The sequence below is a fragment of the Modicisalibacter tunisiensis genome, from assembly GCF_020148005.1.
Classification (GTDB): Bacteria; Pseudomonadota; Gammaproteobacteria; order Pseudomonadales; family Halomonadaceae; genus Modicisalibacter; species Modicisalibacter tunisiensis.
Window position 1 is genome coordinate 3050212 of sequence record NZ_JAGXFD010000001.1, and the last position, 25560, is coordinate 3075771.

At 68.5% G+C, this 25560-nt stretch carries 20 protein-coding genes and 1 other RNA gene; 3 read left to right on the plus strand and 18 right to left on the minus strand.

The genetic code is table 11. From position 1 onward, the window contains the following. Nucleotides 1–97 precede the first annotated feature (97 nt). The 10 genes from KGQ91_RS14310 to KGQ91_RS14355 form a co-directional block, all read right to left on the minus strand. Nucleotides 98–607, minus strand: a complete 510-nt coding sequence (locus KGQ91_RS14310; protein ID WP_163648994.1) for an STAS domain-containing protein — start codon at nucleotides 605–607, stop codon at nucleotides 98–100. Next, entirely contained in the window at nucleotides 594–1766 is a 1173-nt protein-coding gene (locus KGQ91_RS14315; protein WP_224421287.1) for a PP2C family protein-serine/threonine phosphatase, read from the minus strand. The genes KGQ91_RS14310 and KGQ91_RS14315 overlap by 14 nt, the downstream gene beginning before the upstream one ends. Nucleotides 1767–1777: 11 nt before the next feature. Beyond that, a complete protein-coding gene (locus KGQ91_RS14320) occupies nucleotides 1778–2518 on the minus strand; it encodes an MlaA family lipoprotein (protein ID WP_224421288.1) in 741 nt (246 codons plus the stop codon). Then, nucleotides 2515–3657, minus strand: a complete 1143-nt coding sequence (locus KGQ91_RS14325; RefSeq protein WP_224421289.1) for a beta-ketoacyl-ACP synthase III — start codon at nucleotides 3655–3657, stop codon at nucleotides 2515–2517. The genes KGQ91_RS14320 and KGQ91_RS14325 overlap by 4 nt, the downstream gene beginning before the upstream one ends. A gap of 45 nt (nucleotides 3658–3702) precedes the next feature. After that, on the minus strand, nucleotides 3703–7716 hold the full coding sequence (hrpA, locus tag KGQ91_RS14330; RefSeq protein WP_377172537.1) for an ATP-dependent RNA helicase HrpA: 4014 nt from the start codon (nucleotides 7714–7716) through the stop codon (nucleotides 3703–3705). A 94-nt stretch (nucleotides 7717–7810) separates the two neighbouring features. Next, complete coding sequence (locus KGQ91_RS14335) at nucleotides 7811–9172, minus strand: MBL fold metallo-hydrolase (protein WP_224421290.1); 1362 nt, start codon at nucleotides 9170–9172, stop codon at nucleotides 7811–7813. 128 nt (nucleotides 9173–9300) lie between these two features. Further along, nucleotides 9301–10968: an AMP-binding protein gene (locus KGQ91_RS14340; protein WP_224421291.1), complete on the minus strand. Its 1668-nt coding sequence runs from the start codon at nucleotides 10966–10968 to the stop codon at nucleotides 9301–9303. Nucleotides 10969–11070: 102 nt separating this feature from the next. Further along, nucleotides 11071–11898: a class II glutamine amidotransferase gene (locus KGQ91_RS14345; RefSeq protein ID WP_224421292.1), complete on the minus strand. Its 828-nt coding sequence runs from the start codon at nucleotides 11896–11898 to the stop codon at nucleotides 11071–11073. Next, complete coding sequence (locus tag KGQ91_RS14350; RefSeq protein WP_224421293.1) at nucleotides 11891–13714, minus strand: VWA domain-containing protein; 1824 nt, start codon at nucleotides 13712–13714, stop codon at nucleotides 11891–11893. The genes KGQ91_RS14345 and KGQ91_RS14350 overlap by 8 nt, the downstream gene beginning before the upstream one ends. Nucleotides 13715–13723: 9 nt before the next feature. After that, complete coding sequence (locus KGQ91_RS14355) at nucleotides 13724–14155, minus strand: hypothetical protein (protein ID WP_224414625.1); 432 nt, start codon at nucleotides 14153–14155, stop codon at nucleotides 13724–13726. A gap of 52 nt (nucleotides 14156–14207) precedes the next feature. Here KGQ91_RS14355 and KGQ91_RS14360 point away from each other — a divergent pair, with 52 nt between their 5' ends. Beyond that, complete coding sequence (locus KGQ91_RS14360) at nucleotides 14208–16352, plus strand: S9 family peptidase (protein ID WP_224421294.1); 2145 nt, start codon at nucleotides 14208–14210, stop codon at nucleotides 16350–16352. 51 nt (nucleotides 16353–16403) lie between these two features. Here KGQ91_RS14360 and KGQ91_RS14365 read toward each other — a convergent pair whose 3' ends face one another. The 8 genes from KGQ91_RS14365 to ffs all read right to left on the minus strand — a co-directional run bounded on the left by KGQ91_RS14365 (nucleotide 16404) and on the right by ffs (nucleotide 21992). Continuing rightward, nucleotides 16404–16871 (minus strand): YcgN family cysteine cluster protein, encoded by a 468-nt coding sequence (locus KGQ91_RS14365; RefSeq protein ID WP_224421295.1) that lies wholly within the window; start codon nucleotides 16869–16871, stop codon nucleotides 16404–16406. Further along, nucleotides 16871–17161: a YcgL domain-containing protein gene (locus tag KGQ91_RS14370; RefSeq protein ID WP_224421296.1), complete on the minus strand. Its 291-nt coding sequence runs from the start codon at nucleotides 17159–17161 to the stop codon at nucleotides 16871–16873. Before KGQ91_RS14370 ends, KGQ91_RS14365 begins: the two co-directional genes overlap by 1 nt. A gap of 5 nt (nucleotides 17162–17166) precedes the next feature. Beyond that, nucleotides 17167–18309, minus strand: a complete 1143-nt coding sequence (rnd, locus tag KGQ91_RS14375) for a ribonuclease D (RefSeq protein WP_224421297.1) — start codon at nucleotides 18307–18309, stop codon at nucleotides 17167–17169. A 30-nt stretch (nucleotides 18310–18339) separates the two neighbouring features. Next, nucleotides 18340–18945, minus strand: coding sequence for a recombination mediator RecR (recR, locus tag KGQ91_RS14380; protein ID WP_163649008.1), 606 nt, complete (start codon nucleotides 18943–18945; stop codon nucleotides 18340–18342). A gap of 112 nt (nucleotides 18946–19057) precedes the next feature. Next, nucleotides 19058–19384, minus strand: coding sequence for a YbaB/EbfC family nucleoid-associated protein (locus tag KGQ91_RS14385; RefSeq protein ID WP_163649009.1), 327 nt, complete (start codon nucleotides 19382–19384; stop codon nucleotides 19058–19060). A 48-nt stretch (nucleotides 19385–19432) separates the two neighbouring features. Then, entirely contained in the window at nucleotides 19433–21316 is a 1884-nt protein-coding gene (gene dnaX, locus KGQ91_RS14390; RefSeq protein ID WP_224421298.1) for a DNA polymerase III subunit gamma/tau, read from the minus strand. 137 nt (nucleotides 21317–21453) lie between these two features. After that, nucleotides 21454–21720 carry a hypothetical protein gene (locus KGQ91_RS14395; protein WP_224421299.1) on the minus strand — a complete coding sequence of 89 codons (267 nt, stop codon included), beginning with the start codon at nucleotides 21718–21720 and terminating at the stop codon, nucleotides 21454–21456. A 175-nt stretch (nucleotides 21721–21895) separates the two neighbouring features. Continuing rightward, nucleotides 21896–21992: signal recognition particle sRNA small type (gene ffs, locus KGQ91_RS14400), an RNA gene on the minus strand. Nucleotides 21993–22220: 228 nt separating this feature from the next. On the opposite strand from ffs, the gene KGQ91_RS14405 reads away from it, so the two are divergent. Then, nucleotides 22221–23444 carry an ATP-grasp domain-containing protein gene (locus KGQ91_RS14405; RefSeq protein ID WP_224421300.1) on the plus strand — a complete coding sequence of 408 codons (1224 nt, stop codon included), beginning with the start codon at nucleotides 22221–22223 and terminating at the stop codon, nucleotides 23442–23444. Between the two features lie 32 nt (nucleotides 23445–23476). After that, nucleotides 23477–25501 carry a hypothetical protein gene (locus tag KGQ91_RS14410; RefSeq protein WP_224421301.1) on the plus strand — a complete coding sequence of 675 codons (2025 nt, stop codon included), beginning with the start codon at nucleotides 23477–23479 and terminating at the stop codon, nucleotides 25499–25501. Nucleotides 25502–25560: the final 59 nt, after the last annotated feature.

Sequence of the window (25560 nt, forward strand, 5' to 3'; positions counted from 1 at the left end):
ATTCAAGGCGGGAAACAAGAAACCGGACTGTCAACAACGAAGAACGAAGCGGTTGCACTGACGATGTCAGCGGTCAGGATAAGACAGAACTGGCCGCTCAGCCGGTGGGCGAGTTCTGCTGCTGCGTCTCGAGCAGCTCGACGAGCGGCTTGAACTCCTCGCGATTGTGCTCGTTCATGCGCATCAGGATGCGATGGGCCTCCAGGATGCGCTGCTGCAGGCCGGACTCGTCCGCCTCCACTGCCGGCAGGTCGTTGAGCCCGCCCGGCTCGGCGATGGGCGCATTGACCAGGGTGAAGTAGCGCGAGAAGCCCATGACGTCGAGCATGCGGCGCACATCGGGGTGGTCGACGACGATGGTCGGCGGATGACTCAGCCGCCCCTTCACCGCCAGCGCCACCTTGGCCAGAAAGCCCAGGGCCGTCGAATCGACGTTGGTCGCCTCGCGCAGGTCCACGATCACCGCCGTCAGCCCCGGCATGTTGGCGAGACGCTGCGCCTCGTTGTCGAGCGTCGCGCAGAGTGTCAGGCGCACGTCGCCGCACAGCTTGAGCACGAACACGCCGGCGTCGAATGCCGCCTTCAGCCGTCCGTCATTGCTTGTCATGGTCGAAACCGCTCAGCGTCATGATGGTCAGGTCGTCGGGGAGCTCTTCCTGGTGGTCGACATCCGTGTCATCCCGGGCCACGTTCAGCCCGGCCCGCAGCCCCTCGATGTCGTCACTCGCCGCGACGCGCCGCTTGAGCTCGTCGAGCCGGGCGCTGAGTGTCTCGCCGGGCAGGCACTCGAGCACACCGTCCGAACACAGCCAGAGGCGGAAGTTCGCGGGCAGGTCAAGCCGATAGGTGGGGTAGGCAAGGCCCGGAAACAAGCCCACCGGCATGCCCTCCCCCTCGAGTACCGTGATCCCGTCATCGTCCTTGAGCAGCGGCATCGGCAGCTGGGCGCCCAGCGAGTAGTGCAGGCAGCGCTCGGTTCGATCCAGCACGCCGACGAACAGCGTCACATGCTTGCCGATCCCGGTGTCCAGCAGCTCGTGGTTGAGGCGCGCCAGCCAGCTGGCCGGCAGGGCCTCGGGCGACTCGCCGTGCCACTCCTGCAGCCAGCGGTTGCACAGGTACTTCAACAGCACCGTGACGAAGGCCGACGATGCCCCGTGCCCCGACACATCGGCGAAATAGAAGGCACTGTAGCGCGCATCGAAGCGCAGAAAATCCAGAAAGTCGCCCGACAGATACAGCGACGGCTCCAGCCAGTAGTCGCAGCGCACGCCGTTGAGCACGAGCGGGGTGGGCGGCAGCATCTTGCGCTGGACATGGCCGCCCGCCTGCTGATCCAGGCGCAGCATGGCCAGATGCGTCTCGAGATTCTCGTTGAGCTCGACCAGCCGCGCCCGATCCCGGGCATGGGCCTCGGCTAGCCGCTGGTGCTCCACGGCCCGAGCCACCAGGCGACGCAGCACGTCACCGTGACGCAGCGGCTCGACGAGGTAGTCGACCAGCCCCGAGTCCACGGCGTGGAGCAGTTCGTCGTCGAGGCGCGACTCGGTCACCACCACCGTGGGATGACGCTTGGCCAGCGCCGTCCATTGCCGGCTGGGTATCGCGCGGACATGCGCGACAACCAGTTCGACGCTGTCCGGCAGGTCCTCGAGCCGCTCGGCCGCGACCACGGCCAGGTGCCCCTTGCCGAGGGCCGCGGCCAGCGCGTCCCGGTTATCGCCCGGCAGGTCGAGCAAGCCAATCAAAGTGCGCGGTTTGTCCATGGGTCGGACTCTTACTCGGCGAAATCACCGGATTCGAAATCGAAGTCGTCGGTCGCGAACGGATCCTTGCCGGTCTCGCCATCGTTGACCTCGAAGCGTCGCCGCTGCAGGTAGGTGTCACGCAGGAAACTGTAGCGGTCCCCCTGAATCAGCGCCTCCTCATCCAGCACGCTCGCCCGGTAGTTGATCACGTCGAGCGCACGAATACCGTAGCGGGTGCTGTCCTCCTCGACATAGGTCACAGGGTCGGTATACCAGTCCACCGGCAGGCCACCGGCATGACGCAGCGTGCGTCCCCCCAGCAGCGGCAGCACCACGTAGGGCCCCTCGCCGATCCCCCATGCCGCCAAGGTCTGGCCGAAGTCCTCCTCGTGCTCGGTCAGCCCGAAATCGGTCGCCGGATCGAGAAAACCGGCCAGCCCCAGGGTGGTGTTCATCAGGAAACGCCCGGAGGCGACCCCGGCATTGGCCCACTTCCACTGCAGCGCGCTGTTGAGGATGGTGCTCACCTCCCCCAAGTTGGAGAAGAAGTTGCCGACCCCCTTCTGCACCGGCTGCGGCGTGATGAAGTTGTAGCCCTGCGCCGCCGGCTTGATCGCATAGCGATCCAGCACCTGATTGAAGGCGAAGACCTTGCGGTTGAACCCTTCCCAGGGGTCCTGCGGGTTGGCGGCGACGTTGCCCTGGCTGGCACACCCGGCCAGCATCAGCCCTGCCGCAACCCCCAGCGCGCCCTTGCCCCATTGCGTCATTCGTTCACCTTGCGTGCGTTTATCTTACGTAATATCACACTGCCGGCACTGTATCCGGCTCCGAAGGAACACACCACCCCCAACGCGCCATCCGGCAGGTCGTCGTGATGGCGGTGCAGGGCGATGATCGACCCGGCCGAACTGGTGTTGGCGTATCGGTCGAGGATCACCGGCGCTTCCTCGGTCGACGCCTCGCGGCCCAGCACGCGGCGGGCGATCAGCGCATTCATGTGCCGATTGGCCTGATGCAGCCACAATCGCGAGAGCGCCTCACCGCCCAGCTCGAGTGACGCCAGGTGCGAGACGATCAGCTCGGCGACCATCGGACACACCTCCTTGAAGACGCGCTTGCCCTCCTGGACGAACAGCTTGTCCGCCGCCAGCGGGTCGCTGTCGGTGACCCGGTTGAGAAATCCGGCGTTGTTGCGGATGGCATTGGAATAGCGGGTCATCAGCCGGGTGCCGAGGATGGCGAAGCGCGTCGGCGCCACGGCGATGCTGTCGGCCTCGACCACCACGGCGGTAGCGGCATCGCCGAAGATGAAGTGGCTATCGCGGTCGCGGAAGTTGAGGTGCGCCGAGCAGATCTCGGGGTTGACCACCAGCGCGCGCTGCACGCTGCCGCTGCGCACGGCGTTGGCCGCGGCATCGATGGCGAAGGTCGCCGAACTGCAGGCCACGTTCATGTCGTAGGCATGCCCCCCGGCCCCCAGCGCGGCCTGCAGCTCCACCGCCACGGCGGGATAGGCCCGCTCGAGGTTGGAACAGGCAACGATCACCAGCTCGATGTCCTCGGCGGCGACACGCGCCCGATCCAGTGCCTCGCGCGCCGCCGCCAGCCCCATCTCGGCTTGGTGAGAAAGGTCATCGTCGCCTCGCTCGGGCAGCTTCGGCCGCATTCGCGCGGGATCGAGAATGCCCTCGGCATCCATCACGTGGCGGCTGTGAATCCCCGATGCCTTGACGATAAACTCGCTGCTCGAGTGGGCCAGCGGTTCACGTTCACCGCGGGCGATGGCCTCGGCATGGCGCTCGTTCTCGCCGTCCACCCAGGTGTTGAAGGCCGCCACCAGGGCATCGTTGCCGATGGCCTGCGACGGCGTGTAGAGCCCGGTACCACTAATCACGGCTTGTATCATTGTGGTCTCCTCGCGACGACGCTGCGCCGCCCTGGAAACGCCCGCTCAGCCCGGGCGCTTTCCGGTGATCTCGGCCCAGTGCCGCTCGAGCCGCTTGACGGACACCGGCATGCGCGTGCCCAGTTGCTGGGCAAACAGTGACACGCGCAGCTCCTCGATCCACCAGCGGAACTCGAGCAGCGCCGGGTCCTCGTGACCGCCCCGCCGTTCGGCCTCGCGGCGTTGGATCAGGCGCGACTCGAAATCCTGAACCTCCTGCATCAGCATCTGGTCGCGCATGCGCTCCCGGGGCGCCTTTTCCAGGCGGATAGCGGCCGCTTCCATGTATCGGGGGTACTCGGCGATCCACTCCCCCGCCTCGCGGATGAAACCGGGATGCACCAGCCGCTGCATCTGCGCCTTGAGGTCGTTGTAGACCAGCGCCAGGGACAGGCTGAGATTGCCCTTCATCGCCTTGGTCACCGCCAGGTGGCCCTCCAGCGCCCGCTGGACGATCGGCAGCAGCGATTCGCCATACGCCACCAGATCGGCCCGGCGCTCCTCGATCCGGGCCGCCAGTGCCTCGCGGGAGCGCGGCAGCGGATCGACGGCGATTTCGTGCAGAAAGACGGCCTCCACCACGTCGTCGACGAGCTGGCGCTTGCTGCCGATCTTGGCGAACAGCAGCGCACAGCGCTCGATCCCCGGCAACTGCCGCAGGGCCTTGACCTGGTCCGGCAGGCGCTGCATGGCCAGCCGCTTGACGCCATGGCGATGCGCCTCGAGGGCCCTGGCGGGATGATCGAACAGCTCGACGGCCAAGGCCGCGTCCCGGCCTTCTACCAGCGCCGGATAGGCTTCGACCCGGATGCCCGCCTGGGTGGTCGTGCGCGACTCGGCCAGCGGCGTCTCGGGCAGATCCTCCAGCGTCTCCGCGGTGTCGCCGGCGACATCCAGCGCCCGGGCGCCGGCCGTCGCCGCCTCGGCGAAGCGCTTCTCGAGGGCCGGCAGGTCCCGACCCTGCCCCAGCACCCGCCCTTCGTGGTCGACCACGCGCAGGTTCATGATCAGGTGCGGCTCGAGCTGATCGGTCCGCCAGTCGTCGGGAGCCAAGCGCAGGCCGGTCTTGACGCGCAGGAACTCACCGAGCGCCTCGGTCAGCGGGATGTCGTCGGGCGTCAGCGACTCCAGTGCCGCATCGACCCAGTCGGGAATCGGCACCACCTGGCGGCGCACCGACTTGGGCAGCGACTTGAGCAGCGCGATGCACTTCTCGCGAAGCAGCCCCGGCACCAGCCATTCCAGCCGATGGCGGGGAAGCTGCGAGAGCATCGCCGCCGGTACGGTCAGCGTCACCCCATCGTCCTCGGCCCCCGGTGCGAAGTGATAGCCGAGCGGGTAACTGACCCCGCCCAGCGTCAGGGTGTCCGGATACTGCGCGGCATTGACCTCATCGGCTTCCCGCGCCATCAGCGCGGCCTTGTCGAGCTTGAGCACGTTCGGGTCGTCCCGCTCCGCCTGGCGCCGCCAGTGCTCGAAGCCCTTGCCGTTGACGATGTCCTCCGGCAGCCGCTGATCGTAGAAATCGAACAGCGTTTCCTCATCGACAAGGATATCACGCTTTCGCGCCCTGTCCTCCAGATCCTCGACCTCGTCGATCAGCGCCCGATTGTGGGCGAAGAACGCGGCCCCGGTGCGATACTCCCCCTCGACCAGAGCCCGGCGGATGAACAGCTCGCGGGCCTGCGCCGGGGCGATGGGGCCGTAATGCACCTTGCGCCGGTTGACGATCGGCAGCCCGAACAGCGTGACCTGCTCGAAGGCCACCACCTGGGCGCGCTTCATCTCCCAGTGCGGTTCGCTGTAGTGGCGCTTGACCAGGTGGCCGGCCAGCGGCTCGATCCACTCCGGCTGGATGCGGGCGACATCGCGGGCGAACAGCCGCGAGGTCTCGACCAGCTCGCCGGCCATCACCCACTTGGGCGACTTCCTGGCCAGCCCCGAGCCGGGGTGGATCACGAACTTGCGGTTGCGCGCGCCGAGATACTCGCGATTCTCGACGAGCTGGCCGAGGTTCGACAGCAGCCCGGCGAGCAGCGCCTGGTGAATCGTCGCATAGGCATGGCGGTGGGCCTCGCGGTCCACCCTGGCCTCGTCGCCCGGCACGCGTGCCGGCAGCTGGCCGGCGGCCGGCACGCTGATGTCCATGTCACGCAGCAGCTGGCGCAGCTGGCGGAAGGTGTCGTGCCACTCGCGCAGGCGCAGGTAGCTCAGGTAATTGTCGCGGCACCAGCGGCGCAGCCGGTTGCCGGAAAGCGACTCGCGGGCTGCCTCGAAGCCGTGCCAGAGGTTGAGCCAGGCGATGAAGTCCGAATCCGCATCGTTCCACTGCTGGTGCTTCTGATCGGCGGCCTGGCGCTTCTCGGCCGGGCGCTCGCGCGGGTCCTGGATCGCCAGGGCGCTGACCACCACCAGCACGTCGCGCAGGCACGCCTGCTCGGCGCCGGCCAGCACCATGCGCGCCAGGCGCGGGTCGATCGGCAGGCGAGCCAGACGGGCGCCCAGCCGGCTCAGGCGATTGTCCGCGTCGACCGCGCCGAGCTCGAAGAGCAGCCGGAAGCCGTCCTTGATGAAGCGCGAGTCCGGCGCGTCGACGAAGGGAAACGCCTCGATGTCGCCGAGCTTGAGCGACAGCATCGACAGGATCACCGAGGCCAGGTTGGTGCGCTGGATCTCCGGCTCGGTGTACTCGGGACGGCCAAGGTAGTCCTCCTCGCTGTACAGGCGGATGCACACGCCCTCGGCGATACGCCCGCAGCGCCCCTTGCGCTGGTCGGCGCTGGCCTGGCTGACCGGCTCGACGGGCAGGCGCTGGACCTTGGCACGGTAGCTGTAGCGGCTGATGCGCACCAGCCCGGGATCGATCACGTAACGGATGCCGGGCACGGTCAACGAGGTTTCGGCCACGTTGGTGGCGAGCACGATGCGCCGCCCGGTGTGGGGCTGGAAGACCCGGTTCTGCTCGGCATTGGACAGCCGCGCGTAGAGCGGCAGGATCTCGGTGCCGCGCAGGTCGGCGCGCCGCAGGGTGTCGGCGGTCTCGCGGATCTCGCGCTCACCGGGCAGGAAGATCAGCACGTCGCGCGGGCCGGAGTACCAGCGCTGCTCGCGCTCGACGGCCTCGATCTCCTCCACCGCGTGCAGGATGCCCTCCTGCAGGGTGCGGTCCTCCTCGTCGTCTTCCTCGCGCACCAGCGGGCGGTAGCGCACCTCGACCGGGTAGGTGCGCCCGGAAACCTGCACCACCGGCGCCGGCGTGCCGTCGTCGCGGGCGAAATGCCGGGCGAAGCGATCGACGTCGATGGTCGCCGAGGTGATGATGATCTTCAGATCGGGCCGCCGCGCGGTCAGCCGCTTGAGGTAGCCGAGCAGGAAGTCGATGTTGAGGCTGCGCTCGTGCGCCTCGTCGATGATGATCGCCTCGTAGCGGGACAGGTCCGGGTCGTGCTGCGTCTCGGCCAGCAGGATGCCGTCGGTCATCAGCTTGACCAGGGTCGACTCGTTGGTCTGGTCGGTGAAGCGCACCTGGTAGCCGACCTGCTCGCCCAGCGGCACCGCCAGCTCCTCGGCCAGCCGCGAGGCCACCGAGCGCGCCGCCAGCCGCCGCGGCTGGGTGTGGCCGATCAGCCCGCGCCGCCCCAGCCCCAGCTCCAGGCACAGCTTGGGCAGCTGGGTGGTCTTGCCCGAGCCGGTCTCGCCGGCCACCACCACCACCGGATGCTCGCGCAGCGCCGCCAGGATATCCTCGCGCTTCTCCGCCACCGGCAGCGCGGGAGGATAGTCCAGCGTCACCGGCAGCGCGCGACGCCGTTCCAGCCGCGCCCGGGACTCGGCCAGCCGGGCATCGATCTCGCGCAGGGCGCGGTCGATCGGCTTGCCGTCACGGGCGCGCCGGGTCAGCCCCTCGAGGCGCCGGCCCAGGCGGTGGGCATCGCTGAGCAGCGCACCGTCCAGCGCGCGCTGGCGGGTGATCAGGGCCTGTTGACGGGAGAGTGCGGGGTCGGAGGTGGTGGTACTCAAGGCAACCTCATCGAGTGGATCACGACGCGACTTGCCCCGAGAAACCTCGGGGCAAGCCAGTCATTATATCCCTCACGGTCGGGGATGTCCGGGGTCAATCGACAATCCGGCACCCCACCGCCTGGCAGGCCGCCATGGAGCCCAGGCAGTTTTCCACCCGTGTGAAGCCGTGACGCGTCAGCAGGGAGGCGGCGACCGCCGCCCGCTTGCCGCTGCCGCAGAAGGTCACGATCGGCACGTCTCGCGGCAGTTCCTCCAGGCGATCGGCCAAGTGGCCGAGATAGATATGCGTGGCATCGGGCAGGTGGCCGGCCTGGTACTCGTCGATGGCCCGAACGTCGAGCAGCAGGAAATCATCCCCCTGCGCATAACGCTGCTTCAGCGTCGCCGCCGAGACGGTCGGCACCACCCCGTAGTCGGCGCCACTCGCCTCCCAGGCCGTCATGCCTGGGGTCAGATAGGCTTCCACCCGGTCATAGCCCAGCCGATACAGTTCACGCAACGCCCGGTCCAGGTCGGCGTCATCGTCCAGGACCAGGCCCAGCGGCGTCTCGTAGGAAACCAGCCAGCCGATGTAGCCCGGGGCGACCGCCGTGGGCATGGACAGGCTTCCCGGAATATGCGCCCCGCAGAATGCCTCGGGCGTACGCAGGTCGAGCACCGTCAGGCCCTCGTCACGGCGCTCGCCGAAGGGACCGGGGGGCAAGGCAGCCGGGCGCGGTAGCGCATCCGGCTCGACGCCCCGGTCATTGAGCGTCTCCATGCGCCGAAAGTACGGCGGCTGGTAATGGTGTTCCCCGCTCTTGGCGCGAATGAACGCCTCCCGCTCGAGCTGCAGCCGGGGATTGAAGCGTCGCTCGTAGCCCAGGGTGGAGAACTCGCGATCGGCCATGCCGCCGCCACACACCGACCCCGCACCATGGGCAGGATAGAGCTGAACCCCGTCGCCCAGCGGCAGCAGCTTGCCGAACAGGCTGTCGTAGAGCTTTTCCGCCATCTCCTCACGGCGATCCGGGTAGAAGTCGGTGCGCCCCACATCGCCGATGAACAGCGTGTCCCCCGTAAAGACCGCCACGGGTGCCTCGCTGAAATTCCTGTCGGCCAGGGTCAGGGAGATACTGTCGAAGGTGTGCCCCGGGGTCTCCAGTACCGTGAGTCGGGCCTTGCCGATATCGAACGACTCCCCCTCCTCGACCGGCCGCGCATGATCCACCTGACCGCCCCGGCCGTGAAAGACCTCGGCCCCGGTCACGGCAGCGAGGCTGCGCGACCCCACGACATAATCCTCGTTGCGGTGGGTCTCGAAGACATGCGTGATATTGGCGCCCTCCCGCCGGGCCACCTGGAGATAAACATCGACATCCCGACGGGGATCGATCACCGCGGCCGCATTGCCATCGATCACCATGTAGGACAGATGAGCCACACCGTCTGACTTGATCGTCTCGATACGCATCGGTCACTCCTTGACTCGTCGCCGGGGGCGGATATCACCCCCGCTCTGACGACTCTGGTGGTGCCGAGGCGTCGTTTCAACACCGGCGTGCCATTCGTTTCGCGCCGACGGGCGGGCCGGCCCGGCACTCAGGACTGCGTGTCGTCATCGCGCAGCTGGCGGCGCAGCACCTTGCCGACGTTGGTCTTGGGAAGCTCGTCACGGAACTCGACGAACCTGGGCACCTTGTAGGCGGTAAGTTCCCGCTTGCACCAGACCCGCAGCGTCTCGGCATCGAGCGCTTCCCCGCGCGCGACCACGAACAGCTTGATCGCCTCGCCCGTGGCCTCGTCGGGGATGCCGATCGCCGCCACCTCGATCACGTCGGGGTGCCCCGCGACCACATCCTCGATCTCGTTGGGATAGACGTTGAAGCCGGAGACGATGATCATGTCCTTCTTGCGATCGACGATGCGGATATAGCCGTCCTCCTGCAGCACGGCGATATCCCCGGTGCGTATCCAGCCCTGCGTGTCCAGGGTGCGCGCGGTATCCTCCGGGCGATTCCAGTAACCCTTCATCACCTGCGGCCCGCGCACACAAAGCTCGCCGGGCTCGCCGCGCGGCAGACCGGCCCCGTCCGGGTCGATCACCTTGACTTCGGTTCCGGGTACCGGCTTGCCGATCGTTCCCAGCTGGATGGCCGCCGGTGGATTGAACGAGACGATCGGCGACGTCTCGGTCATGCCGTAGCCCTCGGCCACCGGACAGCCGGTGACCGCCTCCCAGCGCTGGGCGACCGCCTTGGTCAGCGCCATGCCCCCGGAGATGGTCAGCTTGAGCCGGGAAAAGTCGAGGGCGCGGAAGTCCTCGCGCTGGCACAGCGCATTGAACAGCGTATTGAGGCCGACGAAGCCGGTGAAGGGCTGCGACTTGAGCGTCCTGACGAAGCCGGCGATGTCCCGCGGGTTGGGAATCAGCACGCTGTGGTTGCCGGTCTCCATCATGAACAGGCAATTCACCGTGAAGGTGTAGATATGGTAGACGGGCAGCGGTGCGATGACCGTCTCGCAGCCCTCGCCCAGCACATCGCTGATCACCGCGCGCGCCTGGAGCATGTTCGCCACCAGGTTGCCGTGAGTCAGCATGGTGCCCTTGGCGGTGCCGGTGGTGCCGCCGGTGTACTGCAGGGCGGCAATGTCGTCGCGCCGGCGCGCCACCGGCCGGTGCGGCTGCCGCGCGCCACGGCCCAGCACATCGCGGAACGTCAGGGCATCCGGCAGATGGTAGCGCGGTACCAGCTTCTTGACGTGCCGCACGGCCAGATTGATCAGCGGCCGCCGCGGAAAGCCGTGCAGGTCGCCCAGCTGGGTCACGACCACGTGGCGAATCTCGGTATCGGCGAGAATGGACTCGAGCTTGGCGGCCATGTTGGCGAGGATGACGATCGCCCGGGCCCCCGAGTCGGTAAACTGGTGACGCATCTCGCGCTCGGTATAGAGCGGGTTGGTGTTGACCACCACCAGCCCGGCGCGCAGCGCGCCGAAAACCGCCACCGGAAACTGCAGCACGTTGGGCAGCTGAATGGCGATGCGGTCCCCCGGCGCCAGGTCCGTCTCGTGCTGGATCCAGGCGGCGAAGTCGGCCGAGAGGCGGTCGAGCTCCCGATAGCTCAGGGTCCGGCCCATGCAGCTGAAGGCCGGCCGCTCGGCAAAGCGCCCCACCGAGGCGGCGAAGACATCGCAGATCGACGCATAGTCGTCCTCGCCTTCCAGGGGCGGGCCGGCGAGAATGAAGTCGTTGGCGTGCTGACTCATGGGCGGGTCTCCGCAGGTTCGCTCGACATCGGTCGATACGCTGTCTTGTTGTCGCGACCACCTTAGCGCAGGCCCGGCGCGCTGTAAAACGACCGCTTGAAACTAGCGTTCCACCCTCTCGCCGTGCGAGGCAGCCGCCGGAGCCGGGCTGTCACTCGCGTAACGGGCGACGATCTCGCCATCGCGCCAGACCAGCAGCTCCCCCGGTTGCATGCGCACCCACGCCTCGTTGGCGGTCAGCGGCTCGGTCGCCATCACCGACACCACATCGTGGGGCGTGGTGTGCTCGGCGAAGTCGACGGTCATCTCGGCGTCGCTGAGCTGGGCGCGTCCGAACGGCGCCCGCCGGGTGATGTGAGCCAGCTTGGTGGAACAATAGCCGAACAGGTAGCGGCCGTCCGACAGCAGCAGGTTGAATACCCCGAGTGCCCGGAGCTGCTCGCACAGGGCGTGCAGGGTCGACCAGAGCGTCTCGGGATCGCCGGGCGGGTGCGGAAAGTGCCGGCGCAGCTCACCGAGCAGCCAGCAGAAGGCATGTTCGCTGTCGGTGCCGCCCACCGGCTGATAGAACGCCAGCGGCAGGCTTTCCCAGCCTGCCAGCTGCCCGTTGTGGGCGTAGCACCAGGGGCGCCCCCACATCTCCCGGGTAAAGGGGTGCGTGTTGGCCAGGCGCACGCCGCCCACGTTGGCCTGGCGAATGTGGCTGATCACCACATGGGACTTGATCGGGTAGTCGCAGATCAGCCGCGCGATGGGCGAATCCACCGATGGGTGGGGGTCGCGGAAGTCGCGATACCCCCCTTCCTCGTAGAAGGCGATGCCCCAGCCGTCACGATGTGGCCCGGTGCCGCCGCCGCGCTGCAGGAACCCGGCGAAGCTGAAGCAGATGTCGGTGGGCACGTTGGCACTCATGCCCAGCAGTTCACACATGGGGTTCCTCCCGCTTGACCGGACGCCGCCGCGCACGCGCACGACGCCATGCATACACGCCCAGCACCAGAATCAGCAACAGCACGCCCCACACGACCCAGGCCAGCGGGTCGTCGCGGCGTTGCTGCACATAGTGCCGCAACCGGGGCGGCACCGCCTGCCACAGCGCCTGGGCCTCGTCGGGCAGATGCGCCAGCCAGTCGTTGACCGTCGCCGCCGGCCCCCGGGCCGCATCGGTCGGGGTCTCGGCGTCCGTGCCGGGGGCCGGCGCCAGGACCTCGGCGCGCCCCGGCGGGCGGTCGAGGCTGGCCCCGTCGAGTCGGGTGGACGCCCCGGGGTTGAGACGGATCACCGGCAGGATCACGTGGTGCGTGCGTCCATTCAGCGTCATGTCCGCCGTCACCGTCAACGGCACGGAAACATCGGTGTCGAGCGTCGGCAGGTCGATGCGCCAGCTCGTCGCCCCTGTCTCGACCACCGGCAGGGAATCGCCCTGCAGCGTCGCCGACAGCTGTGTGTTATCGGCGTTCAGCCGCGGGTGCTCGGCGCGCAGCAGGACGCGCTTGCCGTCCTCGGCAACGCGCGCGTGGATCGGCGCCAGGATGTTGACCGCCTGTCGGCGTTCGCGCACCAGCTCATCGTTGCGGGCGACCACCACCAGCCGGGCGTTGCCGGTCACCTGCGGCGCCGGCAGCACCCCACGGTAAAGGTCGCCCTCTTCGGCCAGGGCGACCGACTGGCGCAGCGTACCGTCAATGTCGCGCAGCTCGGCACGCAGGGCCAGGGGCGATTCGGGTACGGCCCCGTCCGGCGTGGTGACACGGGCCTCGATGGGCGTCTCGAAGCCCTGATAGAGGGTGGCCGGCAACGGGCCGGTCCGCAACGCCAGCGGGGAGTCGACGCTCACCCGGCTGTCGGGACCGACCTCGCCCTCGATGCGCCATTCGCCGGCGTTCGGCGACGGCACATGGATGATGTCGAAGCGTGGCTGATGCTGCCAGCGTATCGAGCCGGGATGCACATCGACCGAATAACGCTGGCCGTCCGGCGCGACCAGCGTCGGCGCCGGCGAGCCGGGATCGTGAAACAGCAGCGCCGAAAACCCGTCGACCGTCTTGTCGATCGGGAAGCGCCCCTGCGCAAGAGGGACCTGGTCGCGCGGAAAGATGCGCTCGACCACATCCATCAGGGCACGCAGCAACGCGTCGGGATCCTCGGCCACTGTCGCCAGCCCACCGGTGCGCCGCGCCAGCGTCTCGAGCAGGTCGCGGTCGGCGTGGGCGGAGAAGGCAATGGCGTCCACCACGACGCCCTCGTCACGCAGCCGCGGGGCGAGTTCCTCGATCAGCCGCCGCCGCGACGCCGCATCCCGCGCCGCCTTGTCCGCACCACCGGGGATGTCGACCATGCCGTCGGTCAGCAGGATCACATGGCGCGGCCCTGACGTTGGCTCGGCGTCGGCCGCCCGGCGAATGGCCGCTTCGATGTCGGTGTACTGCTGATACGCGGCCAGCGCCGGCTTCAGGGCCAGCGCCTGCTCGCGCCAGGCGTCATCGACCGGCGCCGGCGGCAGGGGGTTGTCCACCTCACTGCCGAACGTCCACAGTCCACCTTGTGCCCCCGATGGCAGCAATCCCACGAACAGCTCCAGGGCACTGCCGCTCAGCCGCTCGGGGTCGTTGCGCTTCATGCTGCCGGAGACGTCGAACACCAGCCGGACATCGGCATCCCCGCGCGGCGACGCCGAGCGCTGGGCTTGCGCCGACGCGCTCAGCAGCAACGTCACTGCCAGCGATACCGTCATCAACCATTGCATGCGCCGTCCTCAGCCGATCACCGGCTCCTGGCGGGCCTGCGGTGCGTCGCTGCTGCCGCCTCCCGGACGGTCGCCGTCGTCCTCGGGGCGCCGATCGCGACGCCGGAACCAGACCGCCAGCGCGGCCCCCGCCCCGGCGCCCAGCGCACAGCCCAGCAGTACCAGCGGCAACGCCTGGCCCAGTGCCGCCTGATCCTTCTGCAGGAAGGCGATCCCTGCTACCACGACCGAGGGCGCCATGCCATGATAGTTCGACGCCTTGTCCAGCAGCGGCAGCGTAAAGCTGCTGGGCATCCAGATCAGGCCGGCGACCAGGCCGGTGATCGCGAACCGCGGCAGGCGTGGCAGCCAGCGTATCGACAGATAGCCGGCACCGAGCACCACCAGGGACAATGCCACGTAGCTCAGCCACAGCAACGGCATCGAGTCGGAAATCAGCATCGTCTCACCTTACGTCCTGAATACATTGTTTCATCATGGTACACCGCGTCCAATGAAAGCACAGCCGCTCTCCTCTCACGCAGGCCCATCGCCGGCCGTCATCCATCGCCGCGCCGAGGACCCGCACTGGCACTGGCTCGAACAGCGCGACGACCCGGCCGTGCGCGCCTTCCTCGACGCCGCCAACCGGGAAAGCGACGCCTGGTTCGCCCCTCTCGAGCCGCTGGTCGAGGCCCTCTACGAAGGCCACCTGGCGCGACGCGAACTGGCGGTGAGCGGCTTGCGCACGCCGCTGGAGCGCTACACCTACTGGAGCGAAACCGCCGCCGAGGCGGACTATCCAGTCTGGTGGCGTCACCCCAACGGCGATGCCGAACACCCGGAGTGCCTGCTCGACCTCGAGGCCCGGGCCGGCGACCGGCACTTCCTGGAACTCGGCGACCTGGCGATCTCGCCCGACGAGACCTGTCTGGCCTGGACCGAGGACACCCGCGGCGACGAGTATTTCGACCTCTTCGTGCACGACTTGCCAGCGGGCAAGCCCCGTCGCGTGCTCGAGGGCATCGGCCCGGACCTGGTGTGGGCCGAGGACAACAAGCCCCGTCGCGTGCTCGAGGGCATCGGCCCGGACCTGGTGTGGGCCGAGGACAACCGGACCCTGCTGTTCACGCGCTACGATGACACCCAGCGCCCGGCCAGCGTCTGGCGGCTGGACCTCCGGGCAGCCGGCGCCGCGCCGATCTGCCTGTTCGAAGAGGCCGACGTGGAGTTCTGGGTGGGGCTGGGCAAGACCCGCTCGAAGCGCTGGCTGGTGCTCGAGACCGCCTCCAAGGACACCGCCGAGTGCCACCTGATCCCCGCCGATGCCCCGGCCACGCTGCCGCGCTGCGTGCGCGCCCGCGAGCCGGGGGTGGAATACGCCGTCGACCATCGCCCGGGCGGCTTCTACGTGCTGCACAACCGCCAGGCGCCGCATTTCCGCCTGGATGTGGCCGACGAGGCCGACCCCGGGCAGTGGCGCCCCCTGCTCGCCCATCGCGACCACCATACCCTGGAGGGCGTCGATGCCTTCGACTGGGGGCTGGTAATCACCGAGCGTGACCACGACGCAGCCCAGGTTCATCTGCGCATTCTCGCCCTCGACGGCCTCGCCACACCCCGCGAGGATTACCGACTGGCGCTGCCCGACGCCCCCTGCAGCCTGGCGCTGGGCGACACCCCCGACTTCCACGCCCGGCGGCTGCGCGTCCGCGAGGAATCCTTCACGCTGCCGGTGCGTTGGGTCGAGCACGACCTCGACCACGGCACGCAGCGTCTGCTCAAGGCCCAGCCCGTGCACGGCGACCTGCAGCCCGAGCAGCTGGAGTGCCGCCGCCTGTGGGCCACCGGCCACGACGGCGAGCGCATCCCGGTATCGGTGGTAGCACGTGCCGACTGCTGGGCCGAGGGGCCGATGCCCACCCTGCTCTACGGCTACGGCGCCTACGGCGAGGTACTCGACCCGTGGTTCTCGATCGCCCGGCTGGAACTGCTCGCGCGGGGCGTGGCCTTCGCCGTGGCCCACGTGCGCGGCGGCGGGGATCGCGGCGAGCCCTGGTACCTGGCCGGCAAGCTCGAGCACAAGACCAACAGCTTCCGCGACTTCCTCGCCGCCCGCGAGGCCCTGGTGGAGCACGGGGTCGCCGACGCCGAGCGCATTGCCGCCTACGGCGCCAGCGCCGGCGGCCTGCTGGTCGGCGCCAGCCTCAATCTCGACCCCGGGGCCTTCTGCGCGGCGGTGCTCGACGTGCCCTTCGTCGACGTGCTGCGGACCATGGAAAACCCCGACCTGCCGCTGACCACGGCGGAGTACGGCGAATGGGGCAACCCGGAGGAGCCGGCGGCACGCCGGCGCATCAAGGCCTACTCGCCGCTCGACAACCTCTCGGACCAGGCCTATCCGGCCATCTTCCTGCAGGGCAGCTGGCACGATTCGCGGGTCCCCTACTGGGAACCCGCCAAGCTCTATGCCCGCCTGGGCGAAATGGCCGCCCGGCGCGACGCCGCCGAGCGACGCCCGTTACTGCTGCGCACCGACATGACCTCGGGCCACGGCGGTGCCTCGGGGCGCTTCAAGGCCTGGCACGACAATGCCCGCCAGGACGCCTTCCTGCTCTGGGCACTGGGGCTTGCCGAGACAGAGCGGGTGGAGGAATGAGCCAGGGGGAGCACTTGCCCCGCACGGCGTGCGGGGGCGACGTCGCCCCGGCTACTCGGGCCGGGGCGCCTCGTCCTCGGGAGACAGGATGGCGATGATGCGATCCTCCCATTCGGCTTCCGGCACCTCCGCCTCGGACACCGCATAACCGGTGACGCTGATGCCGGCTCGGCGCACGCTGTCCGGGTCGCCGGAGACCAGCGGGTGCCAGTCGGCCAGCCCGCGCCCCTCGTACAGACGCCGGTAGGCGCAGGACTCGGGCAGCCAGCGAAACGCGGCGATGCGCTCCAGGGTCAGCGGCACGCAGCCGGGCACGCGCTCGCTGCGGTGGGGATAGTCGCTGCAGCAGCCGTTCGGGATGTCGAGCAGCTGACAGGCCACGCCGAGCGTCGCGATGTCGCCGCTCTCCTCGTCCTCGAGCTTGAGCAGGCAGCAGCGCGCACAGCCGTCGCACAGCGCCTCCCACTCCTCGCGATCGAGGGCCTCGAGCGGATAGCGCTCCCAGAAGCGTTCGCGCATCAGTAACGCGCCTCGGTCGGCGCCCGGTACAGATCGAGCAGGTACTCGTCCCGGGCCGGCGGCATCTGCAGGTAGAACCCCTGCTCGGCGATGGCCTCGATCACCCGCGCGGCATCCGCCCGGGCCAGCTTGCGCTTGCCGTCGAGCAGCAGCGTCATCACCGGCTGCGGCGTGCCGAAGCGCTCGAGCAGGGCCTCCGGCACCGGCTCCAGGCCACGCCGCTTGTCGATGTACAGATACATTTCGTCCCTGCGCGGGCTGCGCAGGATTTCACACAGGACTCGCTCCATGGCTCTCACTCTTCTACCGGCGTATCGATCGTTTCCAGCGCCTGTGCCAGCTCGGCTCCCAGCAGCTCGCCGCGCCAGCCACCGGGCAGCGCCAATGGCTCGCCGGCGAGATCAGCGGCCACCAGCGCCTCCAGGTCCCGGCGCCGAGCCAGTACCTCCGGCGCGATGCCCAGGGTCTCGGCCGTCTGCGCGACGACGCGCTTGAGCGCCTTGAAGCGTCGCTTGAACGGGCCGCCGAGCGGCGACGGCAGGGCCGCCGGCAGCGCCGACGTCTCGAGGCCAGCCGCGTCCTTCACCAGGGCCAGCAGCGTCTCGCCCTCGCGCTTGACCAGACTCGGCTTGACCCCTTCCACCGCCGCCAGCTCATAGCGGTTGGCGGGCATGGCCTCGGCGATGGCGAACAGGATCCTGTCGCTCGCCAGCCAGTTGCGCGGCAGGTCACGCCGCCGCGCCTCGGCCTCGCGCCAGGCGGTCAGGCGCTGATAGGCGGCGATCGCGCGCGGCGCCAGCCGCCACAGCTGGCGATGCCGGCGATACCACTCGCCATCGCTTGCCGCGCTGCGCCCCGCCTGCTCGACCAGGCCGCGGCAGTCGGCTTCGAGCCAGGTCAGGCGCTCATGCGCGACCAGCACCTCGCGCTGGGCGGCCCAGACCCGCGGCAGGTAGATCACGTCCAGCGCCGCATAGCGACGCTGCGCCTCGGACAGCGGGCGCGCCAGCCAGTCGGAGCGCGTCTCGTCCTTGGGCAGGGCGTCGCCGGTCCACTGCTCGACCAGCCGCTGGTAGCCCATGGCCGGATCCTCGGAAAGCAGCGACTGGGCCACCTGGGTATCGATCAGCGGCTGGACGGTCACGCCGGTCCAGTGGCGAAGCACTTCCAGATCCTCGCTGCTGGCATGCATCAGCTTGAGCGGCCCGGTCTCGCCCAGCAGCTCCCGGACGGCGGGCGTCGCCGACACCGCCACGGGGTCGATCAGGTAGGCGACATCGCCCCGCGACAGCTGAATCAGCGCCGGCACGGGATGAAAGCTGGTCTCGCGGAAGAACTCGGTGTCCACGGCCACGCAGGCGGCATCCGCCAGCTGCGTGCAGACGGCATCGAGGGCATCGGGCGTGTCTATCCAGTGATGGATCGGTTCCAGGGGCATGTAGAGTCTCGGGTTGCAAAGACAGGGGGCTCACTCGCCGTTGAACGGCAGTCGCCCGTTGAAGGCGCGGCTCAGGGTTCCACCGTCGACGTACTCCAGCTCGCCACCCATGGGCACGCCATAGGCGAGACGTGACAGGGTCAGCCCTCGCTCGCGGATCTGCTCGGCGATGTAGTGCGCGGTCGCCTCACCTTCCACCGTGGGATTGGTGGCCAGGATGATTTCCGTGATCCCGCCCTCGTCGAGCCGCTGCTCGAGCTGGTCGAGACCGATGTCCTCGGGGCCGATGCCGTCGAGCGGCGAGAGATGGCCATGCAGCACGAAGTAGTGGCCGCGATAGCCCCCGGCGTCCTCGATGGCCAGCATGTCGGCCGGCGACTCCACCACGCACAGCAGCGCGGCATCGCGCCGCGTGCTGCGACACAGCTCACAGACCGGTTCCTCGGTCAGCGTCCGGCAGCGGCGACAGTAGCCGACCTGTTCCAGCGCCTCGCCGAGCACCGCCACCAGCCGACGGCCGCCCTCGCGGTCACGCTCGAGCAGGTGCAGCGCCATGCGCTGGGCGGTGCGCGGCCCCACGCCGGGCAGTACCCGCAATGCCTCCAGCAGGCGATCGACCAGTGGCGAAAAGCTCATGACACTCCTTGGCTCGGGGCGCGCCGGCACGACACGACGGTAACGGGACGCCCGCGTCGGAGGGCGCCGGGAAGGCGCCGCCACCCCGCGGGCGACGGCCGGGAACCGCGGTTCAGAACGGCATCTTGAAGCCCGGCGGCAGGTTCAGCCCTTCGGTGGCTTCCTCCATCCGGGCGCGAGAGGTGCTTTCCACCTTGCGCACCGCGTCATTGACCGCGGCGGCCAGCAGGTCCTCGAGCATCTCCTTGTCTTCCTCGAGCAGGCTGGGGTCGATGTCCACCTTGCTGACATCGTGGCGGCCGTTCATGGTCACGCGGATCATCCCGGCACCGGCCTCCCCGGTGACTTCGGCGCGGGCGATCTCCTCCTGCACCTTCTGCATCTTTTCCTGCATTTCCTGGGCCTGCTTCATCAGGTTGCCCATTCCGCCATTGAACATAAGTCACCTCGATCGTGATGGCTTGCCGGCCGCAAGCCGGCAAGAAAGTCAGTCGGACGCCGCCTGGGGCGACACGCTCTGCTCGATCAGGCGCGCGCCGAAGGCCTGCTCGAGTTCCTGGATATGCGGGTCGTCGCGCAGGGCTTCAACCGCCTGGGCATGGCGCTGTCGTGTCTCGCGCTCGCTGCGCGCCTGGGGAGTCTCGAGCTCCGCCGGCAGCTCACCGGGCTCGATGACCACCCGGCGCTCGATGCCGGCCTCGGCCAGTGCCCGGCGGATACGCTCGAGGTGGACATCGGCCAGCAGCATCGCGTGCCGGGCATCGAGGCGCAGCTGCAGTCGCTCGCCGTCATCCGCCTCGACCACGCAGTGCGCCGCCAGGTTGCGGGTCAACCCGGTCAGGGCCAGCGTCTCGAAGCGGTCCAGCCAGCGCGCATGATTCAGTCGCTCCGCGGCCTCGTCCGGCACGTCGTCCGCTTCGAAAGCGGCTGCCGGGGCGACCGGCTCAGAAACGGACGGCGCCGCAGGTGACGGGGGAGCCTCGTTCGCCGCCACATCCGGCCCCGGTTCCGGTTCCGGCTCCGGTTCCGGCTCCGGTTCCGGTTCCGGTTCCGGTTCCGGTTCCGGTTCCGGTTCCAGGACAGTCTCGCTCCAGGGCGGTGGCGGCGCCTCGGGCGGCGCCGCCGCCGTGGGCGCTTCCCCGGGGGCTTCATCGGCCACCGGCATGTCGGGCGGAGGCGCGGCCGGGGCCGGCGTCCCGGCCGCGCCTCCGCCTTCGGCGTTGCCTGCGCTCCCCGCGGCGACCTCACCGCGCAGCGGCAGCGGCGTCTGGGGCGGCTTCGGCACGCCCTGCGGGCGGAAGGCCAGCATGCGCAGCAGGGTCATCTCCAGCGCCGTGCGCGGCTCCGGCGCGCTGTCCATGTCGGCCCGCCCCTGCAGGCCGATCTGGTAGTAGAGCTGGACATCCTCGGCGGTGAAGCGCGCGGCAAGCGCCAGCAGCTCGTCACGGTCACCATGGCCGTTGTCGAGTGCCTCGGGGACCATCTGGGCGATCGCCAGACGATGGAAGACGCCGGTCAGGTCATCCAGCACCCCGGCGAAGTCGGGCCCCTGCTCGGCCAGCGACGCCACCTCGCCGAGCACCCGGGCGGCATCCACCTCGGCCAGTGCCTCGGCCAGCGCCAGCAGATGGCGGTGATCGAGGGTGCCGAGCATCGCCGCCACGTCGGCCCGGCGCAGCTGGCCCTGGCCAAAGGCGATGGCCTGGTCGGTCAGGCTCATGGCGTCGCGCATCGAGCCCTCGGCGGCCTTGCCGAGCAGCCACAGGGCCGGCGTCTCGTAGGTCACCGCTTCGGCCTGCAGCACGTGCTCGAGATGCTCGACAATACGCTCGGGCAGCATGTTCTTGAGCGAAAACTGCAGGCAGCGCGACAGCACGGTTACCGGCAGCTTCTGCGGGTCGGTGGTCGCCAGCAGGAACTTGACGTGGGGCGGCGGCTCCTCGAGCGTCTTGAGCAGCGCATTGAAGCTGTGGGTCGAGAGCATGTGCACCTCGTCGATGAGGTACACCTTGTAGCGCCCCTGGGTGGGCGCGTACTGCACGTTGTCCAGCAGCTCGCGGGTGTCCTCGACCTTGGTGCGCGAGGCCGCGTCCACCTCGATCAGGTCGACGAAGCGCCCCTCGTCGATGTCGCGGCAGGTGTTGCAGGTGCCGCACGGCGACGAGGTCACGCCCTGCTCGCAGTTGAGGCACTTGGCGAGAATCCGCGCCAGGGTGGTCTTGCCGACGCCGCGCGTGCCGGTGAACAGGTAGGCGTGGTGCAGACGGCCCTGATCGAGCGCATTGATCAGCGCCCGCTGAACGTGCTCCTGCCCGACCAGTTCATGGAAGGTGCGCGGCCGCCACTTGCGGGCCAGTACCTGATAGCTCATGCAGCGCGGAAGTCCTTGCGGCTGGAAACCGGGTCGACCCAGGGCGACCCGTTGAGAATGCGTGACATGGCTTCATTCTAGCGATTCGCGACAAGGGCGGAAAGCCGCCCGACATGCCCTGTCACCCCGCCGGAGTATCAGCCGCCCTGACGCTGCCGATCGAGCCAGCCGCCGCACTGGGTGCCGACCCCCGACCAGTCGTCACCCAGCCGGCACACGAACAGCACGTCGTGACTGCCGATCAGCTGCATCAGCGTGCGTCGCAGCACGGTGGCATCCTGGTCGGTACGGATCAGGCACTGGCCGTCCATGGCCCAGCAGTGATCATGGGCTTCCAGATGGTCGTAGAATGCCCGGTACTCGCGGGCCTGATAAAGATCGTAGCTGATGGAAAATATGCCCATTGGGTCAACCTGCGTACAGAAATGGGAAATTTCATGACGCAATTTTTACGAAGCTTTGTCAGCGTCGTGGGCACGATAGCATTCGAGGGGGCGGGGTCAATGTCTGCGACGGAGATGCCGAGCACGGGGCCGCGAGGAACGGGCAGGATAACGCGGAGGGCAGAACGGGAGGCGGCCCCGCCAGCCGCATCCCGGCACACGCATCCACCACTACCGTTGCTCCCTTCCGGGCCTGGCGGGGTTTGCGGCTTCGCGTTGCGGGAGGACCGACAGGGCCACCACAATGGGATCGGCGTTGATGCGCCGATGCATTCGAGGCTAACTCGTTGAATGCGAAATTGTTTCGCCACGCTTGCCTCGAGCGCCGCAGCACTATAACAGTGCGGACCCGGCCCCGCAAGCCCGGAAGGGGCCATCCATCGACACCGGGGTACACGGCAAATTTCGTCTAGGCTGAGTAGAAGTCACGAACGCGACTCACTGGTCAAGGAGAAAGCACCATGAACAAGAACCCCGACAAGGGCTACGTTGCGCTGCTCGGCTGGAGCCTCAACGCTGTCGAGGCGGCCGAGAACTTCGACCGACGTTACGTGGTGGTCGCGCCGGACTGGGCCGAGGACTACTGCAAGCAGCACGACATCCCCTATGTGCCGTGGAACTTCGAGCGTCTCAACGACCGCTCCATGGAGATCGCCGAGACCCTCAAGGAGATGGGCGTCAACGTGGCGATTCCGCTGTTCGAGGAAACCGTGGAATGGGCCGGCGCCATCAACGCGGTGCTGCTCGACAACCCACGGCTCTACGGTCAGGCCCTGCTGCTGCGCGACAAGGCGCTGATGAAGCGGCGCGCCCAGCTCGGCGGCATCCGCGTGGGCATCTTCGAGGAAGCCCACGACAAGGACGATGTCATCCGCTTTCTCAAGCGCGTCAACCAGACCCTGCTCAAGCTCGACGGGGACCCCAACGACCCCATTCACCTCAAGGCCTTCGACAAGGCCGGCTGCCTGGGTCACCGGGTGATCCGCACCCCCGACGAGATCGATACCATCCCCGAGGAGGAGTTCCCGGTACTGATGGAATCGCACCTCGATGGCTGGGAGTTCGCCGTCGAGGCCTGGATTCACAACGGCAAGATCGCCTTCCTCAATATCTCGGAGTACGTGACCCTGGGCTACTCGGTCTTCGTTCCCGCCTCGCCGGAACTCGAGAAGTACCGCCCGCAGATCACCGCCCAGATCGAGAAGCTGATCAAGGCCTTCGACATCGATTTCGGGCTGATCCACCCCGAGTACTTCGTCACCAGCGACGGCGAGATGTACTTCGGCGAGGTGGCCTACCGTCCGCCCGGCTTCAAGGTCTTCGAGCTGCTCGAGCGCGCCTACGGCTTCAATGCCTACCAGGCGACCATCCTGGTCTTCGATCCCAAGACCACCGACGATGAGGTCAAGGCCTTCTTCCCGAAGGAAGTCGTCGACGCCAAGGGCTTTGCCGGCTGCTTCGGCGTCTATCCGCGCCGCCGCGTGGTCAGCCGCCTGGAGATTCCCGAGGAAACCGAGGACCACCCCTACTTCGAATCCCACGAACTGACCGCCCCCCTGGAAGAAACCGTGACCAAGCGCACGGCCTTCGGCACCCACTGGGGGCTGATCTACTTCTTCGGTGACGATCCCCACACCCTGCGCGATCTGCTCAAGCATCAGGAAGAGCTCGACTTCTATGTATAATCGCGGCACATCTTCGGGGACAAGGAGTCCGCGTGACGACTCATAATGGTGAACGAACCACGGACGCCGGCAGGCTGGACGGCCTGCTGGCCAAGCTGGACGAGGCGACCGCGATACTCGCCGATGCACGGGACTTCGCCAAGCCGGGCAAGGCCAGGCGAGTCTACGACACCGCACGGCGCGTGATGCTGCTCGACGGCGGCTGTGCGGCCATCGAGGCGCGGGCGCGAGCCCTCGAGGAAGCGGGGGCCTTCAACGGGTCCGACTGGGCCCACCCGCAGATCCTGATCCCGTCGCTGACGCCGCATTCGCTCGGCAGCGGCGACGCCGACACCGTGGTGCTCGAGGCGCTCAGCGAACTGCGCCTGCTGGCGGTCGCGCGCGGCGCCTACGAGCATCCGCTGATCTCCGCCGAGCAGGCGCATCACTACCTGACCCAGGTGCTGGCGATCAACCTCGAACTGCTGTTCACGGCACCCAGCGAGGCACAACGCGAGACCCAGGGGCGGCTGGCGCTGATGACCCGCCAACTGTTCAGCCACCTGGCCGAGAGCATCGGCTACGAGCACGTCATCGACCAGCTGATCGACGAGATCTGGCGCATCCTCCAGCAGCGCCCCATTCAGGTCGATCCCGTCAAGCGCATGGTGACCCAGATCGCCATCTGCCGGGCCAACCCCGAGATCGATCTCGGCGCCAGCGGTCAGGGCGCCGACCGCCTGGTCAGCAGCCTGTTCGGCCCCACTCAGGCCTGCCGCGAGGACCCGGGACTCGCGGTCTATGCCGAGCGCCTGCAGTCGATGGACGCCGGCGCCCTGCAGTACGAGGCCACCGGTTTCGCCCGGGCGATGCACGACACGGGGCTGGTGTCGCCCTACCACCCGGTGCTGCTGCGCCACCTGCTCGATCACGGCGACCACCTGCTCGCCGAGGCGCTGGGCCTGTCGTCGACCGGCCGCGACTGCCTGCTGTGCTACCGGCAGCTGGTCCAGGCGCTGATCGAGGAAGGCGTGCAGCCCGAGACCCCGCAGGCGGTCTACGGCCTCGCCCTGACGCTGGAGCGCGGCATCCTCTACCAGCCGCCGGTGGCCCCGGCGCTGTGGCGCCAGATCGGCCTGCCGCTGACCCCCTGGTCGCAGGAGCGGCTGCGCCTCGCCTACGGCGACGCGGCGACGCCCCGGGCACGCCTGATCGAGGGGGTGCTGTGCATGCTGGGGCTGCCGCTGGGCGTCGGCCAGGGCAACAACCCCACCTGCCAGTCGGCGCGCGCACTGTCGATGTGGGCCTACAACGACCCCGACTACCTGCTGCAGATGGTCGCCTGGGCGGCCCGCGACGACGAGATCATCATGCACTTCGAGGGCCAGCCGATCTCGTCGATGGCCAGCCTTTCCGGCGTGGCCACCACCCTGCCCATGGACCTCGACCCGGTGTCGCTGCTGGTGGTGCCGCATCTCGACCGCATCTACGCCGAGATGGGCCGGCGCTGCATCGGCCGCGAGGGCGATCCGCACCGCTGGGTCAACCCGGAATTCCACGGCTGGTGGGCCGGCCGCGGCTTTCGCATCAACGTCGATGTCGAGACCGGTCAGCTCGAGGCGCTCGAGGACTTCCTGCGCCACTTCTACGCCAGCTACCACCCCTACTACAACGGCAACCAGCCGCTGATCCACCCGCAACCGGCGGGCATCGCGGTGACCGACAGCGCGGCGCGCTTCATCGGCTGGCATGCCATCACCCTGCTGCGCGTCAACCTCGACCCGCAGGACGTGATGCGCGCCTACTTCTTCAACCCCAACAACGACAGCGGCCAGGACTGGGGCGACGGCATCAAGGTCAGTACCGCCGGCAACGGCGAGCGCTTCGGCGAGGCCTCGCTGCCCTTCGAGCAGTTCGCCTCGCGCCTCTACATCTTCCACTACGACCCGCTGGAGCGCGGCGAGCTGGCCGACATCACCCAGGAGGAACTCGACCGCGTGATCGGCCATATCCATCGCAGCTGGGGCGCCGACCGGCTTCCCGCCAGCGGGCTCCAGGCGCACGCCGGCTCCTCCTGACCCCACCCTGCCCTCCACGGGCTTTCGCAAGAGCGCCACAACGCAAGATCCCCACCGGC